14 protein-coding genes are annotated in these 14,619 nt (G+C 65.5%); 5 read left to right on the forward strand and 9 right to left on the reverse strand.

Translation table 11 applies throughout. The features are described from left to right. Nucleotides 1-260: 260 nt before the first annotated feature. From EPB08_RS20635 to EPB08_RS20655, 5 genes are all read right to left on the reverse strand, one after another. Nucleotides 261-2,126, reverse strand: a complete 1,866-nt coding sequence (locus EPB08_RS20635; protein ID WP_130621017.1) for a phospholipase D-like domain-containing protein — start codon at nucleotides 2,124-2,126, stop codon at nucleotides 261-263. Nucleotides 2,127-2,148: 22 nt separating this feature from the next. Continuing rightward, on the reverse strand, nucleotides 2,149-2,712 hold the full coding sequence (locus EPB08_RS20640; protein ID WP_130621018.1) for a YceI family protein: 564 nt from the start codon (nucleotides 2,710-2,712) through the stop codon (nucleotides 2,149-2,151). Next, a complete protein-coding gene (locus tag EPB08_RS20645) occupies nucleotides 2,712-3,185 on the reverse strand; it encodes a SixA phosphatase family protein (protein ID WP_130621019.1) in 474 nt (157 codons plus the stop codon). The genes EPB08_RS20640 and EPB08_RS20645 overlap by 1 nt, the downstream gene beginning before the upstream one ends. Nucleotides 3,186-3,229: 44 nt before the next feature. Continuing rightward, entirely contained in the window at nucleotides 3,230-3,862 is a 633-nt protein-coding gene (locus EPB08_RS20650) for a ParA family protein (protein WP_130621020.1), read from the reverse strand. A 97-nt stretch (nucleotides 3,863-3,959) separates the two neighbouring features. After that, the gene (locus EPB08_RS20655; protein WP_130621021.1) at nucleotides 3,960-4,994 is read right to left on the reverse strand and encodes a hypothetical protein; all 1,035 of its coding nucleotides are present in this window, start codon (nucleotides 4,992-4,994) and stop codon (nucleotides 3,960-3,962) included. Between the two features lie 165 nt (nucleotides 4,995-5,159). Here EPB08_RS20655 and EPB08_RS20660 point away from each other — a divergent pair, with 165 nt between their 5' ends. Further along, nucleotides 5,160-5,360 carry an antitermination protein NusB gene (locus EPB08_RS20660; RefSeq protein ID WP_130621022.1) on the forward strand — a complete coding sequence of 67 codons (201 nt, stop codon included), beginning with the start codon at nucleotides 5,160-5,162 and terminating at the stop codon, nucleotides 5,358-5,360. A 152-nt stretch (nucleotides 5,361-5,512) separates the two neighbouring features. On the opposite strand, the gene speE is transcribed toward EPB08_RS20660, so the two are convergent. After that, a complete protein-coding gene (gene speE / locus EPB08_RS20665) occupies nucleotides 5,513-6,367 on the reverse strand; it encodes a polyamine aminopropyltransferase (RefSeq protein ID WP_130621023.1) in 855 nt (284 codons plus the stop codon). A 276-nt stretch (nucleotides 6,368-6,643) separates the two neighbouring features. On the opposite strand from speE, the gene speA reads away from it, so the two are divergent. Then, nucleotides 6,644-8,533: a biosynthetic arginine decarboxylase gene (gene speA / locus EPB08_RS20670; protein WP_130621024.1), complete on the forward strand. Its 1,890-nt coding sequence runs from the start codon at nucleotides 6,644-6,646 to the stop codon at nucleotides 8,531-8,533. On the opposite strand, the gene EPB08_RS20675 is transcribed toward speA, so the two are convergent. After that, nucleotides 8,516-8,722, reverse strand: a complete 207-nt coding sequence (locus tag EPB08_RS20675) for a hypothetical protein (RefSeq protein WP_130621025.1) — start codon at nucleotides 8,720-8,722, stop codon at nucleotides 8,516-8,518. The genes speA and EPB08_RS20675 overlap by 18 nt on opposite strands. Before the next feature lie 94 nt (nucleotides 8,723-8,816). Between EPB08_RS20675 and EPB08_RS20680 the strand changes: the two genes are divergently transcribed. The 3 genes from EPB08_RS20680 to EPB08_RS20690 are packed head-to-tail and all read left to right on the forward strand — an operon-like array spanning nucleotide 8,817 to nucleotide 11,664. Next, a complete protein-coding gene (locus EPB08_RS20680; RefSeq protein ID WP_130621026.1) occupies nucleotides 8,817-9,602 on the forward strand; it encodes a 3-hydroxybutyrate dehydrogenase in 786 nt (261 codons plus the stop codon). A gap of 6 nt (nucleotides 9,603-9,608) precedes the next feature. Further along, a complete protein-coding gene (locus EPB08_RS20685; RefSeq protein ID WP_130621027.1) occupies nucleotides 9,609-10,787 on the forward strand; it encodes a DUF3734 domain-containing protein in 1,179 nt (392 codons plus the stop codon). A 16-nt stretch (nucleotides 10,788-10,803) separates the two neighbouring features. After that, nucleotides 10,804-11,664, forward strand: coding sequence for an NAD(P)-dependent oxidoreductase (locus EPB08_RS20690; RefSeq protein WP_130621028.1), 861 nt, complete (start codon nucleotides 10,804-10,806; stop codon nucleotides 11,662-11,664). A 211-nt stretch (nucleotides 11,665-11,875) separates the two neighbouring features. Here the strand turns inward: EPB08_RS20690 and EPB08_RS20695 are convergent, their stop codons facing one another. Further along, nucleotides 11,876-12,631: an SPOR domain-containing protein gene (locus EPB08_RS20695; RefSeq protein WP_130621029.1), complete on the reverse strand. Its 756-nt coding sequence runs from the start codon at nucleotides 12,629-12,631 to the stop codon at nucleotides 11,876-11,878. Continuing rightward, nucleotides 12,632-14,320: an arginine--tRNA ligase gene (argS, locus tag EPB08_RS20700; protein WP_130621030.1), complete on the reverse strand. Its 1,689-nt coding sequence runs from the start codon at nucleotides 14,318-14,320 to the stop codon at nucleotides 12,632-12,634. Nucleotides 14,321-14,619: the final 299 nt, after the last annotated feature.

A 14,619-nucleotide genomic window follows, 5' to 3' on the forward strand; every position in this document is an offset into this window, starting at 1 on the left:
AGCAAAAGAAAAGTGACTCGAGCTTCCCACAGGGACTAGCTGCGCGTCGCCGGCAGGGGATCGAAACGCCCGCCGCGTCCCACAGGGACTAGCTTTGCGTCGTAAGCGGCACTCTGGCAGTGGCGCGGCTACCGGAGGCCAAGGCCCGCTCTCGTAAAGACGACAATTATGAAAACCGAGGCGTAAGGCGATCGCGCACTGGGTGCGCTCCTACAAAAAAGTGAAACGTAAGCGCGAGATCAGAAAACATAGGCGCCAGATCAGAGAATCCCCTTCACCCCAGATCCAAACGCCGTAATCAACCGCGTATAGATCAACTTCGACGAGATCGCCACGTCCGGGAAATCACCCACCGGCGTGTAGCAGCTGGCAAACGCCGGATCACTGGGCCGCATCGGCGTGCAGCCCGCCTTGAGGTCGTAGCTGGTCGCGTAGCGATACGGCCACAGGTCGAATACCGGCAGGCTGGCCGATACATCGCCGATGGCCATGCTGAGGCTGTTCTGCTCACGCGGAGCGATCACCCACGCATTCTCCGGCTGCGTGTCGCGTAGGATGCTGTCGCGCAGCTCGCTGGCGAAGCGCGCGTCGTACACGATCACGCCGGCCTCGGTGTTGTAGTGGTCCGAGCGCGGATCGAAGTTGTGCGAACCCACCATCGCGAAGTCGTCGTCCACCACGATGGACTTCGCATGCAGGCCGAAACGCTTGCCGGAGGTGGTCAGCGGCGCGGGGCGGTTGCGGCGAGCGTCGCCGTGGCTGCCCAGCAGGCCGCGCTCGGTACCGATGCGGCGGCGCGCCTTCGTGCCGTCCCGCGTGGTCTCCGACGGACCTTCATCGGCGGCGGCTTCCTCGTTGTCTTCGGCCGGCCCGGCGGCATGCGGCTTCAGTTCGTAAATCTCGAAGCCGTAATCCTTGAGGTAGTGCTTGCGGTGCTTGTACGAGATCGCATACACCGCGAACGCATCGGTGGAGGCCAGCGAGTTGGTCGACACGATGATGCGTGGCGGCGACGGGTTCTGCCGCAAGCCGGCGAAGATCGCCTGCGCGCGTTCGCTCAACACGAGATACGGCGTCTGCAGTATTACTTCGTGTTGCGCGGCGCCGATCATGCGCATCACGTGTGCGGTGAATTCCTGGGCGCTGTGCTTGTCCGGTTGCGTGGTCTTGGCGGGCAGGTCGCTGAAGTAGTCCACGCGGCCGGTGCGCAGGGTCTGGCTGACCAGGGCCTCTTCCAGCCACTCCGGATCTTCCGCTTCGGACTGCACGCGCGCCACGCGTTGCGGGTGTGCGTAATGGGGGGCGGGCCAGGGTTTGGAGCCCTGCATGACGAGGATGTCGTGGTTCACGTCGCGAAGGTGAGTCAGCGGCGTGGCGCGCTTGTGGCGCCAGAACGTCTCGAAGCTGGTGGCCATGGCGGTCGCCGCCGGGCCGCCCACCATCACGTCGCGGTCCACGTAGTCGAACTCGTCGTCCCAGTCGAAATAGCGGTCCTGGTAATTGCGCCCGCCCGTGATGCCGATGGCGTCGTCCACCAGCAGCAGCTTGTTGTGCATGCGCTGGTTGAAGTGGTGGAAGCAGCACACGATGCTGGCGCCGAACTCCACCGCCGAGGTCTGCGCTGCGTGGAAGGTGGGGTTGTACAGGCGCACTTCGAGATCGGCGTGCACGTTGGCGAGACGCTGCAGCAGCGCGGCGTCGTTGAAGGAGAACAGCTGGTCCGCAAGGATGCGTACCTTCACGCCGCGCTGAGCGGCCTTGATCAGCTCATCCAGCACCAGCTGACCGGCATCGTCCTGGTCCCAGATGTAGGTCTGCACGTCGATGGAGCGCTGCGCCGCTCGGATCAGGTTGAGCCGCGCCACCATCGCCGCTTCGCTGTCGTTGAGCAGGGTGACCACGTTTACCGGCGTCGCCTCGGTGGAATCGGCCAGCGCCTGGCGGGCGGCGGCAAGCAGTGGCGAATCGATGCCGCAGTGGTCGATGCGCTCGCAGTCCAGCTCGCGGTGGACGTCGGCGGCGACCACGGCGTCCGCGCGGTGGATGCGCGACGGCGACACGCTGCATCCCGGCAGGACCAGGATCGCAGCGAGCAGAGCGGCAAGGGCGATCCAGCGCGGGTGCATGCAGCGATGATACGTGGGGCGGTCAGCGGCTGATGTAATCAAGGCTGATCGACATGCCCAGTTCGACCTTGTCCGACAGCGCGGCGCGGTGTCCGGTCATCCCGAAATCGCTGCGCTGGATGGTGCCGCGCACCGCGATCACGCATTCGCGGGGAGCGTTGGGCGTGCAGCTCGAGGGCAGCAATTCGAAATGGGCGGGTTGCGTGACGCCGCGCAGGGTCAGCGTGCCGTCGAGGTCGCCACCCTTCTCCAGCATGTCCAGCGCGACCGGCTCGGACACGAAGTGGATGGTGGGATAGCGCTCAACGTCGAAGAACTCCGGTGCCAGCACCCAGCGACGGATGCGCTCCGAGCCCATCTGGATGCTGTCGACGGTGATGCTCGCATCGACCACGGCGCTGTCGTGCAATGCACTCAGCGTGACGTCGCCGTTGATCTGCTGGAAGCGCCCGCTGATCTGGCTCAGCCAGAACAGACGTACGCCGAAGTCGGCGTAGGAGCGCGTGGAGTCGATGCGGTAATCAGCAGCCTGGGCTGGCAGGGTGGCCAGCAGAAGCAAGGCCAGCCCGCCGATGAATCGCCGCATCAGGGAGACCAGAAGGCGTCCAGGCGGGCGTTGCCGGGTTCCAGCGATCCGTTGAGGTGCAGTACCGCCAGGCCCGCCGGCGGCATGCCGCGGAACTCGTCCGAGCGACCCTCGACCAGCAGTGCCACCAGCCGTTCGATACCTGGGTTGTGGCCTACCAGGATCACCGTGCCGGCGTCGCCGTGCTGATCCAGCAGGGCCAGCAGTTCGCCCGGCGTCGCCTCGTAGATGTCCTCGGCCAGCACCGGTTCCGGCGCGTGCTTCATCGAGGCCAGTGCCAGCGAGGCGGTGTTGACGGTGCGCTCGGACGGGGAGCACAGCACCCGGTCGGGCTTTACTCCGTGCGAGGCCAGCCATTTGCCCGCGGCACGGGCCTCCTGCTCGCCACGCCCACTCAGGCGCCGGCCCCGGTCGTCGCCACCGGAAGACGCCGGCTGGGCTTCGGCATGTCGCAAAAGGATCAGTTCGTGCATGTGCAGGGCTCCAAAATCGGGCCGCGCCGGCGCGGCCGCGCGGTTCAGTGCTGGCGCTTGATCCAGCGCAGGAGGTGTTTCCAGTCCTCCTGGTGGCTTCGGACGTTTTCCGAAGCGTAGTCAAAGATACCCTTGCCAAGTGCGGCCAGCAGCACATACGCCTGACTGTCTCTCAACTGCGCCACGATAGGGAACGGCGCCTGTTCCGCCAATCGCGTCATCGCGTCCTGGCTTGCATGGGTCCAGGGCTTCAGGCGGTTGCCCACCAGGCCCACGGGTAGCTTGCCACGCTTGATGCGACTGATCTGTTTCAGGTGCTCGAGAAAGTCGAACGTCGCGTCGAGGTCGAAGGTTGACGGCAACACGGGTACCAGCACCACGTCGGCCTTTTCCAGGTAGGGCTCGAGATCGCGCTCCTGCGAACCGGCGGGCGTGTCGATCAGCACCCGTTGGGTATCGGAAGGAAGCTTTTCGAGGGATTTGCGGCCGCCTTCGATGGCCAGCACGCCAGGCACGTTGTCGGGTCGGTTGGCCGCCCAGCGAAACCCGGACTTCTGCCGGTCGGCATCGACGATGGCCGTGTGCTTGCCGTCCTGCGCCCAATGGGAAGCCAGCTGGGTCACCAGCGTGCTCTTGCCGCAACCGCCTTTGCTGCTTGCTACCAGAACCGTCAGCATGATGCTGCACCTGTGTCCAAGCTTGGCCCAAGCCTACACGAAGGCCGGGGCGGTTAGGGCAACACTGGACACGTATTGCCCTTAGCAAGCACCGAGATCACGCTTGCGGCTTCGACGGCTCCCAGTCAGCGGGCGCATCGACGTTGATGTTGTAGTCGTGCAGCGCGGTGAGCATCAGGCTCATCTCGGTGCCGCCCGATCGCGCCAGCGACAACAGATGCTGGGCGAGCGCGGTGTCGCCCTGGGCGCGGGCCGACAGCTGGGAGAAGTTCTGTACCTGCCACACCAGGTTGCGCCGGGCGCGCCGGGCGTCGTCCTGCTGGCTCTGGTCGTCGGACAGCGTTTCGCGCAGATGCAGCCCCAGCGAGCGACCCAACGGGCTCGAACCCCATTCCAGCAGCTTGGCCAGCTTGAGGCAGTCGTCCTTCATGCCGGCGTTGTCCTTGTTGGCCTCGCACAGGCGCGAGGTGGCCTGCAGGCCCGGCTGCGGCTGCGTTTCGGCGAGCCCGAACACCATCATCACCTGCACGCCCACCGCGCCTGTGGGCGACAGCGGGTTGATCACCGCCGGGGGCGGCGGCAACAGGGTCACGGTGGTGGCCAGCGCCTTGAGGCTGATGCCGGTGTAGTCGTCATAGACCTTCGCCGAGGCGGCCTTGCCCAGGTCTTCGCGGGCGGCGTCCAGTTTGTCGTTGCGCACGTCCTGGCCCAGCTTGAGCAGCCACACCGCCGCATTGTCCGGGGCCTGCGTCACCAGCTGCTCCAGCGCTTCGGGGTTGGGGCAGGCGTCGGCCTTGGCGTCGCAGTCGCTCAGTCGCACCCAGTTGATCTCGGGGCCGGCGCCCGGTGCCGAGGTGGCACGTCCGATCAGGGTATGGAAGCTGTTGAACTCGGGCAGGTCGGTCAGCGGGCGGGCCAGCAGGGCGCCGCCGAGCAGCGGGACCGGCATGGCCTGGGGCGCGATGACGCTGACCAGGTCCTTCTGGAAGGCCAGCAGGGCCTGGCGGCGCGCGGCGACCTGCTGGTCGTTGGCGACAGCCGACTTGGGCTTTGCCGGGGGCGGGGCGGCGAACGCCGGGCCGGTCAATGGGGCCAAAACGAGTCCGAGCACGAGCAGGTGCCGTCCAAGCATCGGTGTCTTCCCTACAGAACGAAGCGGCCAGCATACCGATGAAGCATTAAGCTCGCCTGATCCACGGGACGGAGCGGCCGGGAGAACGGTGCTGGGCTTGCTAGCATGGCCGCTTCGCGACGCCCCGGGATGGTCCGCCCCATCCTGCGCAACAGGAGACCTGCAGTGAACGACATTTCCTTTTTGGCCGACGGTCGGGCGGCTCCCTGGTTCGTGGGCTGGGGCACCCTGGCCCTGATCAATGCCGGCCTGGCCCAGGGCAAGAACCGCAGTGGCCTGGTGTGGTTCCTGCTGTCGCTGGTGTTCGGCCCCTTCGCCACGCTGGCGCTGGTGCTGCTGCCCAAGATGCGACAGACCCTGTTCTGACCGCCCGCCTCTTTCTGTAGGAGCGCACCCAGTGCGCGATAAGCCTACAAAGCAACGACGCCGGATTCCCATCGCTGGGAATCCGGCGTCGTATGCAACCAGCGCCTGCGATCGCGCACTGGGTGCGCTCCTGCAGGCGGCGAATGTCGGGCTTATTCGCCCAAGGCTTCGCGCATGAATTCCGGCTGGGCCAGCGCGCCCTTGTGCACGTCGGCGTTGTAGTAGCGGGTCGGGAAGTTCTTGCTGATCGCGCCGCGCTCGCGGAAGCCGGCCAGGTCGCCACCCTTGCGCACCATGGTGCAGCTCCACCACCCGGTCGGGTAGCACGGCTGCGGGAACGGCAGCGTCTTCACCGCGCTGAAGCCGGCGGTACGCATGGCCGAACGCATGGACTTGATCAGCTCCAGGTGCGCGATCGGCGATTCCGACTGCTGCACCAGGATGCCGCCATGGCGCAGGGCCTTGTAGCAACTGGCGTAGAAGGCCGCGTTGAACAGGCCTTCGGCCGGGCCGACCGGGTCGGTCGAGTCGACGATGATCAGGTCCACGGACTCCGGCTCGGCCTCGGCCATGTACTTGATGCCGTCGATGAACAGCAGCTCGGCGCGCGGGTCGTTGTTGGCGTCGCACAGCTCCGGGAAATACTGCTCGGCCAGGCGGGTCACGCGCTCGTCGATCTCCACCTGCACCGCGTGCTCCACTTCCTCGTGCTTGAGCACTTCACGCAGCGTGCCGCAGTCGCCGCCGCCGATGATCACGACGCGCTTGGCGCGCGCATGGGTGAACAGCGCCGGGTGGGTCATCATCTCGTGATAGAGGAAGTTGTCGCGGCTGGTCAGCATCACGCAGCCGTCGATCACCATCAGGTTGCCCCAATCGGTGGTCTGGTAGATCTCGATGGTCTGGAACGGCGTTTTCTCGGCGTGCAGCAGCTTCTCAACGCGGTAGCCGATGGAGGAGCCGGAGGCCTGGTGGGCTTCGGTGAACCAGCTGGGGTGCTGCGACATGGGGGCGTTCCTGACGATCGATGGGTTCAAAGAGCGGGAATTGTAGCCGAACCGGCGCCATCTTCCCGTTTTCCTTAGGGAACGCCGCCGGCACATTGTCACAAGACGCCGTTACAATAGCCGTCCGGACCGCCGCGCTTAGCCGCCAGCGGACCGTCAGGTCAGTCCGGCCCCGCGGCGTGCGAGGCTTCCGGCCGGCTGACTTTGTTTCGTCAAGGCTCGCCGCTGCGACGACATGTAAAGGGTGTGTCACGCCCGTTATTCAAGGAACCCTCCATGTCGAAGCACTGGAACATCGACGCTGCCCGCCATACCTATGCCGTCCCGCACTGGGGCGACGGCTACGTCGACGTGAACGCGGCCGGCCATATCGTGATGCGCCCCAAGGGCGCCACCGGCCCGGCGCTGTCGCTGCCGACCATCGTGGACCGCGCCCGCGCCGAAGGCTTGCGCCTGCCCTTGCTGGTGCGCTTTCCGGACATCCTCGCCGATCGCCTCAAGCGCCTGCAGCAGGCGTTCGCCAAGGCCATTGGCGAGTGGAGCTATGCGGGCGGCTATACCGCCGTCTATCCGATCAAGGTGAACCAGCAGCGCGGCGTCGCCGGTGAGCTGGTGGCCGCGGGTGAGCATGGTTTCGGCCTCGAGGCCGGCTCCAAGCCCGAACTGATGGCCGTGCTGGCGATGGCTCGCCCGGGCAGCATCGTGATCTGCAATGGCTACAAGGACCGCGAATACATTCGTCTCGCGCTGATCGGCCGCAAGCTTGGCCTGCGCGTGCACATCGTGATCGAGAAGCTGTCCGAGCTTGATCATGTGTTTTCCGAAGCCAAGGCGCTGAACGTCGAGCCGCTGCTCGGCGTGCGCGTGCGCCTGGCCTCGATCGGCGCCGGCAAGTGGCAGAACACCGGTGGCGACAAGGGCAAGTTCGGCCTCTCGCCCAGCCAGGTGCTCACCCTGGTGGAACGACTGGAGCAGGCGGGCCTGAAGCACACGCTGAAGCTGCAACACTTCCACATGGGCTCGCAGATCTCCAACGTGCGCGACATCGCCAACGGCATGCGCGAAGCCACGCGTTACTTCGTGGAACTGAAGCGCATGGGCGTGCCGCTGGACATCGTCGACGTCGGCGGTGGCCTGGGCGTGGACTACGAAGGCTCGCGCTCGCGCAGCCACAACTCGATCAACTACTCGATCGAGCAGTACGCCTCGACCATCGTGCAGTCGCTGGCCGAGGCCGTCGCCGAGGAAAACCTGCCCGCACCGCACATCATCACCGAGGCCGGCCGCGCGATGACCGCGCACCACGCTGTCATGGTGGTGAACGTGACGGAAGTGGAACCGGTGCCCGACGGCAACATCCCGGCGCCGCATGAACACGAACCGGCCGTGCTGCGTCGCCTGCGCGAAACCTGGGCCGAGCTCGACCAGCGTCCGGCGCTGGAGCTGTTCCACGAGGCCCAGCATCACGCGGCCGAAGGCCAGGCGCTGTACGCGCTGGGCCAGCTCAACCTGGAAGACCGCGCGCGCCTGGACGACATGTACTACGCGATCGCCAACGCGGTGCGCACGCGCCTGCTTCCGGCCGAGCGCTCGCATCGCCAGGCGCTGGACGAGCTGGACGAGAAGCTGGTGGACAAGTACTTCGTCAACTTCTCGGTGTTCGAGTCGGTGCCGGACATCTGGGCGATCGACCAGATCTTCCCGATCGCACCGATCGCGCGCCTGGACGAGGAGCCGACCCGCCGTGGCGTGATCGTCGACCTCACCTGCGACTCCGACGGCCGCATCGACGACTACGTCGACGCCGAGGGTGTGGACGTGAGCCTGCCGCTGCACGCGCTGAAGGAGGACGAGAGCTATCGCCTCGGCATCTTCATGGTCGGCGCGTACCAGGAAACCCTGGGCGACATCCACAACCTGTTCGGCGACACCGACGCGGTGAACGTGCGCGTGGACGGAGATTCGTATGTTTTCGCGCACAAGCGCCGCGGCGACACCACGGACCTGATGCTCGACTACGTCGGCTACGACCTCGAAGTCCTGCGTCGCAGCTACCGCGATCGCATCGCGGCGGCCGGCGTGGAAGGCGAGGCGGCGGAGCAGCTGTTCGTCACGTTGAACGAAGGACTGACTGGCTATACGTACCTGTCAGAAGGCGCGCACTGAGGTTCTTTGCTCGTCATTCCGGCGCAGGCCGGAATCCAGTAGCAGGATGGTTCGGTTTTCGCCCAAGCCCATCATCAACGTCGCGAAAACCTGCCGCCATGACCACTGGATTCCGGCCTGCGCCGGAATGACGACATAGGAAAGGTTTCTCTCAAGCTCTCCATTCGTCGCATGGATGCGTCCATACAAGCTATGCCAGCCTGTTCGTCCCCACGGACAGGCAGCGCAGCCCACAACCTGATTCCGTTTCTGCTTTCCCCGTTCCCCATCGACAGGAGTGGTTATGGCAAGTCTCGACGGCAAGGTGGCACTCATCACAGGCGCGGCCAGCGGCCTGGGCAAGGCAATCGCCGAGCTTTATGCAAAGAACGGTGCGGCGGTGGCCATCGCCGACATCAACCAGCAGGCGGCTGATGCAGCCGCGGCCGAGATAAACGCAGCGGGTGGCAAAGCCATCGGCGTTGCGATGGACGTGACCGACGAAGCGGCCGTGGATGCGGGCACCGACAAGGTGGTCGCCGAGTTCGGTCACCTCGATATCCTGATTTCCAACGCCGGCATCCAGATCATCAATCCGATCGACCAGTTCTCGTACGCGGACTGGAAGAAGATGCTGGCCATCCATCTCGACGGCGGCTTCCTCACCACGCGCGCCGCGCTCAAGCACATGTACAAGGGCGATCGCGGTGGCATCGTGATCTATATGGGCTCGGTGCATTCGCACGAAGCGTCCAAGCTCAAGTCCGCCTATGTCGCTGCCAAGCATGGCCTGCTGGGCCTGGCGCGCACGCTGGCGAAGGAAGGCGCCGCGCACAACGTGCGTTCGCACGTGATCTGCCCGGGCTTCGTGCGCACGCCGCTGGTGGAGAAGCAGATTCCCGAGCAGGCCAAGGAACTGAAGATCACCGAAGACGAAGTGATCAAGAACGTGATGCTCAAGGACACGGTGGACGGCGTATTCACCACGGTGGACGACATTGCGCAGACCGCGCTCTATCTCGCGATGTTCCCATCGGCGGCGCTCACCGGCCAGTCCATCGTGGTGAGCCACGGCTGGTACATGCAGTAAGCGCGCATGGACGTTGCCAAGCACATGCCTGCACCGGACGCCTTCGCCAAGGCGATCACGCGCGACTACCGCACGCTTGCCCTCGTGTTGCAGGGTGGCGGCGCGCTCGGTGCGTACCAGGCTGGCGTGTTCGAGGCGTTGGATAATGCCGGCATCCAGCCGAACTGGATCGCCGGCATTTCCATCGGCGCACTCAACGCGGCGGTGATCGCCGGCAATCCACCCAAGCGTCGCGTGGAACGGCTGCGCGAGTTCTGGCAGACCATCTGCCGTCCGCCACTGCTGCCGACCTGGCCCACGCCACCGCTCGATCCGAGTGCGTGGGAACTGCCGTGGTTGAATGGCCTCAGTGGCTGGTCGGCGTTGCGCGCGCTGATGGAAGGGCAGCCGGGGTTCTTCGTGCCACGGCCTTTTCCGCTGCTGCCGTGGCGCGCCTCGCCGACCACGGCCAGCTGGTACGACACCTCACCGCTTAAGGAAACGCTGGAGCGTCTGGTCGACTTCGACCGCATCAATCACAAGACCGCGATGCGCGTGTCGGTGGGTGCGGTGAACATCCGCACCGGCAACTTCGCCTATTTCGACAACACCGAAGGCGAGCTGCGCGTGGAGCATTTCATGGCGTCCGGGTCGCTGCCGCCGGGCTTTCCGGCGACGGAGATCGACGGTGAGTTCTACTGGGACGGCGGCATGGTCTCCAACACGCCGCTGTACAAGGTGCTGTCCGATGCATCGTGCCGCGACGCGCTGATCTTCCAGGTCGACCTGTGGAGTGCGCGTGGCGAGGTGCCGCGCGATCTCGCCGAGGTGACGACACGGGCCAAGGACATCCAGTATTCCAGCCGCACGCGACTGATCACCGAATTCATGGGCATGCGCCAGAAGCAGCAGCGCGTGCTGCAGGACCTGATGGCGCTGGTGCCGGAAGACAAACGACGCGATCCTGCCTATCGTCGCGCCGAGATCTATGCCGGCGGCTCGCTGGTCAACCTGTTCCACCTGATTTACCGCAACAAGCCGTACGAAGGGCATTACAAGGACTACGAGTTCAGCTTCGGCAGCATGCAGCAGCACTGGCACAGTGGCATGGAGGACATGCAGTGCACGCTGGGCGAACCGCAGTGGTTCGTGCGCCCCGATGCCGAACACCCCTTCGTTACCCACGACGTACATTGTGAAGATTGATCCACCAGGAACCTCCATGACACTCAAGGCAGCATTCATCGGACTCGGCGCCATGGGCACGCCGATGGCCGGCCATCTCAAAGCCCACGGCCTGCTCCATGCCGTCTCCAGCCGCACGCAGGCCAATGCCGATGCGGTGGCGAAAGAACTCGGCGTCGCGTCGCCCTCGCTGGCGGACATCGCCGCCCAGTGCGACGTGATCGCGTTGTGCGTCACCGCCGATGCGGACGTGCTTGGCCTGGTCGATGCGCTCGTGCCGCATCTGAAGCCGGGCACCATCGTGATCGACCATTCCACCGTCGCACCCGACACCGCCAAGCAGGCCGCGGCCAGGCTGGCGGCGGTTCGCGTGCACTTCCTCGACGCGCCGGTATCCGGCGGCGTGGAAGGCGCGAAGAACGGCAAGCTCTCGGTGATGGTGGGTGGCGATGCTGCCGTCCTCGAACGCGCGCGCCCGGTACTGGAAGCCTATGCGCTGCGAGTTACGCACCTGGGTGACGTCGGTGCCGGCCAGGCCACCAAGGCGGTGAACCAGGTGCTGGTCGCCGGCATTGCGCAGGGTGTGTGCGAAGGCCTCGCCCTGGGTGAAGCGCTGGGACTCGATCCTGAGCGCCTGCTGCCGACGCTGGGCGCTGGCGCCGCTGGCAACTGGTTCCTGGAGAAGCGCGGCAACACTATGCTGCGCGACGAGTTCAGCGTCGGCTTCAAGCTCGGCCTGCTGCACAAGGACCTGGGCATCGTGCGTCGCATTGCCGAGGGAGCGGGCGTCAACCGCAGCGTGATCGAGCGCTCGCTGGCCGACTATGCGGAGCTGATGAGCCAGGGCTATGGCGACGATGACATCTCGGCGTTGATCCGGCTGAAGCGCAAGGGTTGATCGATCGCCGATGTTCCCCTGTAGGAGCGCACCCAGTGCGCGATCGCGGGCTGCGGGTCCGGTCCCGATTCGTGATTGACGCGGATTGAGACAGGCAGCGTCACCGCTTCGTTGGCTTTTCGCGCACTGGGTGCGCTCCTACAGGAGCGGCGATGGCACAAAAAAGGCCGCGATATACGCGGCCTTTTCTTTAGTTCGATAAAGCGAAGGCTTACCGGCCTTCCTTCAGCGCAATCGCATTGATGCCGGCCGATGCCAGGCGCTGCTTGGCCGATTCCAGCTCGGTGGCCGAATGGAACGGGCCCAGGCGTACGCGGTTGTAGGTCTGGCCGTTGACGTTGACCGGGGCCACGTTGGCGACGAAACCCTGCATGGCCAGCTTGGCCTTCAGCGTTTCCGCATCGGATGCGCTCGGGAACGCGCCCACCTGCAGCAGGTAACCGCTGCCAGCGGAGGCGGTGTTGGCGGTCGGTGCCGCTGCCGGCGCGGCATGCACCGCCGATTCCGGTGCGGGCGTGATCGCTTCCGACACGGCTGCCGGGGCCGGCTTCGCTGCGGCCTGCTGTTGTTGCTGGGCCGCGGCTGCCTGCGCCGCCTGCTGGGCAGCCTGCTGCTTCTGCTGCTGCTCGGCCTTCGCCTGGGCGCTGATCACGGCATCGGGAATGCGTACTTCCTTCTCCGACAGCACCGAGTAGAAGTCGTACTGCGGCTTCTTCGGCGCGGGCGCGGTGTCGGTCGCCGAGGTGGACTCGTTGGCGGCCGCACCGGCATCGCTGCCGCGCTGCGCGGTGGCCTGGGCGTTGGGCTGCGGGCCTTCCGCGCTGTGCGGAGCCATGGGCAGGTGTCCGCGCATGCCGAACATCAGCAGGGCGCCGACCAGGATGCCGATGACGGCCCAGCCCCAACCCGGCATGCCGCCGCTGTTGTTGCGGACGGCCTGTCGGCCTTTGCCCTTGCGTGCTGCCATTTACATGCTCTCCGGGGCGCTGAGGCCCAGCAAATCAAGACCGTTCTTCAGAACCTGGCGCGTCGCCACGATAAGCGACAATCGCGCGTCGCGCAGGTCGGCATCGTCCACCAGGAACTGATGCGAGTTGTAGTAGGTGTGGAACGCATTCGCCAACTCGCGCAGCCAGGTGGCGACCAGGTGCGGCTCAAGGTTCGCTGCCGCGGTCTCAACCAGCTCGGGATACTTGGAAAGCTCGGTCAACAGGATCTGCTCGTGCTCGTTGTCCAGGCGCGCCAGGTGGCCCAGCCCATTGTGCAGATCGAAGGTGAACCCTTTCTCGCCAGCCTGGCGCAGCACGCTGCAGACGCGGGCATGGGCGTACTGGATGTAGTAGACCGGGTTGTCGTTGCTCTGCGAGCGGGCCAGGTCGATGTCGAACACCAGCTGCGAATCGGCCTTGCGGGCGATCAGGAAGTAGCGGGTGGCATCTCGACCGACTTCGTCGATGAGGTCGCGCAGGGTCACATAGCTGCCGGCACGCTTGGAGATCTTCACTTCCTCGCCGCCGCGCATCACCGTCACCATCTGGTGCAGCACGTATTCCGGCCAGCCCTTGGGGATGCCGCAATCGAGCGCCTGCAGGCCGGCCTTCACGCGGGCCAGGCTGCCGTGGTGGTCCGAACCCAGCTCGGTGATGGCGCGCACATAGCCGCGCTGCCACTTGCTGCGGTGGTAGGCCACGTCCGGCACGAAGTAGGTGTAGGTGCCGTCGGACTTGCGCATCACGCGGTCCTTGTCGTCACCGTAATCGGTGGAGCGCAGCCACAGCGCGCCGCCTTCCTCGTAGGTGTGGCCGTGGGCGACCAGCTCGCGCACGGTCTCGTCCACCTTGCCGTCGGTGTACAGCGAGGATTCCAGGAAATAGGTATCGAAGCGGACGCCGAAGGCCTGCAGGTCCAGGTTCTGCTCGCGGCGCAGGCTGGCCACCGCGAAGTGGCGGATGGCCTCGATGTCGTCGGCATTCTTCGCGCCGGTGACGATGTCACCGTCCGCTTCCACCGATTCACCGGCCATGTAGGCACGCGCCACGTCGGCGATGTAGTCGCCGCGGTAGCCGTCTTCCGGCCAGCCTTCAGCGCCAGGGGCCAGGCCGCGCGCACGCGCCTGCACCGAGATGGCGAGGTTGTTGATCTGCACGCCGGCGTCGTTGTAGTAGAACTCGCGCTTGACGCCCCAGCCGGTGGCGTCGAGCAGGCGGCTCAGGCAGTCACCGATCGCCGCAGCGCGGCCGTGGCCCACGTGCAGCGGGCCGGTCGGGTTGGCCGAGACGTATTCCACGCCTGCGGTCACGCCCTTGCCGCTCTGGCTACGGCCGTAGGCATCGCCCTCGGCCATGATGCGGCGCACTTCGTCGTGGTAAGCCGCTGGCGCCAGGAAGAAGTTGATGAAACCCGGGCCGGCGATTTCGACCTTGCCCACCAGGGTGTTGGCGGGCAGGGCGGCCACCAGCTTGTCGGCCAGCTCGCGCGGCTTGGCGCGGGCCGGCTTGGCCAGCAGCATGGCCGCGTTGGCGGCGAAGTCGCCGTGGTCGCGGTTGCGCGCGCGCTCGATCACGAAGTTCGGCACCTCGAGGTCGGCGGGCAGGGAGGAATCGTTCTGCAGGGTACGAATGGCCTGCAGCAGCAGTTCGCGCAGCTGTTCTTTCACGGCGATGGTCTGGCGACGATGGAACCCCCAATCCTATCAGACCGGCGGCTGCCAAGCCGGTTCGCCGCAGGCTTTTCGGCGTGCTGCGTTGCGGGGGAGAAATCTGTGGATAACTCTGTGGGGAATCTCTGGCACGGATCGAGGCTGCAGGCGAATTTCCGGGCTGAAATGCAGATGCAAAGAAAAATATCGTTCTGTATCAGATAATTAAAGTGCATACCTGAGGTCATTGACAGCAATAGGATGGAAAGTGGCGTCTCAGACCGAATGTGCATAAGTCACGAGGCAAGGCGCGGAGC

It is taken from the genome of Dyella amyloliquefaciens (genome assembly GCF_004296575.1).
Taxonomy (GTDB): domain Bacteria; phylum Pseudomonadota; class Gammaproteobacteria; order Xanthomonadales; family Rhodanobacteraceae; genus Dyella; species Dyella amyloliquefaciens.

Excerpts from the sequence above, each read along its gene's own strand:
- EPB08_RS20680 (WP_130621026.1), top strand. The coding sequence starts at position 8,817 with ATGGCAAGTCTCGACGGCAAGGTGGCACTCATCACAGGCGCGGCCAGC.
- speE (WP_130621023.1), bottom strand. The coding sequence starts at position 6,367 with ATGTCGCAGCACCCCAGCTGGTTCACCGAAGCCCACCAGGCCTCCGGC.
- EPB08_RS20685 (WP_130621027.1), top strand. The coding sequence starts at position 9,609 with ATGGACGTTGCCAAGCACATGCCTGCACCGGACGCCTTCGCCAAGGCG.
- EPB08_RS20645 (WP_130621019.1), bottom strand. The coding sequence starts at position 3,185 with ATGCACGAACTGATCCTTTTGCGACATGCCGAAGCCCAGCCGGCGTCT.
- EPB08_RS20635 (WP_130621017.1), bottom strand. The coding sequence starts at position 2,126 with ATGCACCCGCGCTGGATCGCCCTTGCCGCTCTGCTCGCTGCGATCCTG.
- EPB08_RS20690 (WP_130621028.1), top strand. The coding sequence starts at position 10,804 with ATGACACTCAAGGCAGCATTCATCGGACTCGGCGCCATGGGCACGCCG.
- EPB08_RS20695 (WP_130621029.1), bottom strand. The coding sequence starts at position 12,631 with ATGGCAGCACGCAAGGGCAAAGGCCGACAGGCCGTCCGCAACAACAGC.
- speA (WP_130621024.1), top strand. The coding sequence starts at position 6,644 with ATGTCGAAGCACTGGAACATCGACGCTGCCCGCCATACCTATGCCGTC.
- EPB08_RS20655 (WP_130621021.1), bottom strand. The coding sequence starts at position 4,994 with ATGCTTGGACGGCACCTGCTCGTGCTCGGACTCGTTTTGGCCCCATTG.
- EPB08_RS20640 (WP_130621018.1), bottom strand. The coding sequence starts at position 2,712 with ATGCGGCGATTCATCGGCGGGCTGGCCTTGCTTCTGCTGGCCACCCTG.
- EPB08_RS20650 (WP_130621020.1), bottom strand. The coding sequence starts at position 3,862 with ATGCTGACGGTTCTGGTAGCAAGCAGCAAAGGCGGTTGCGGCAAGAGC.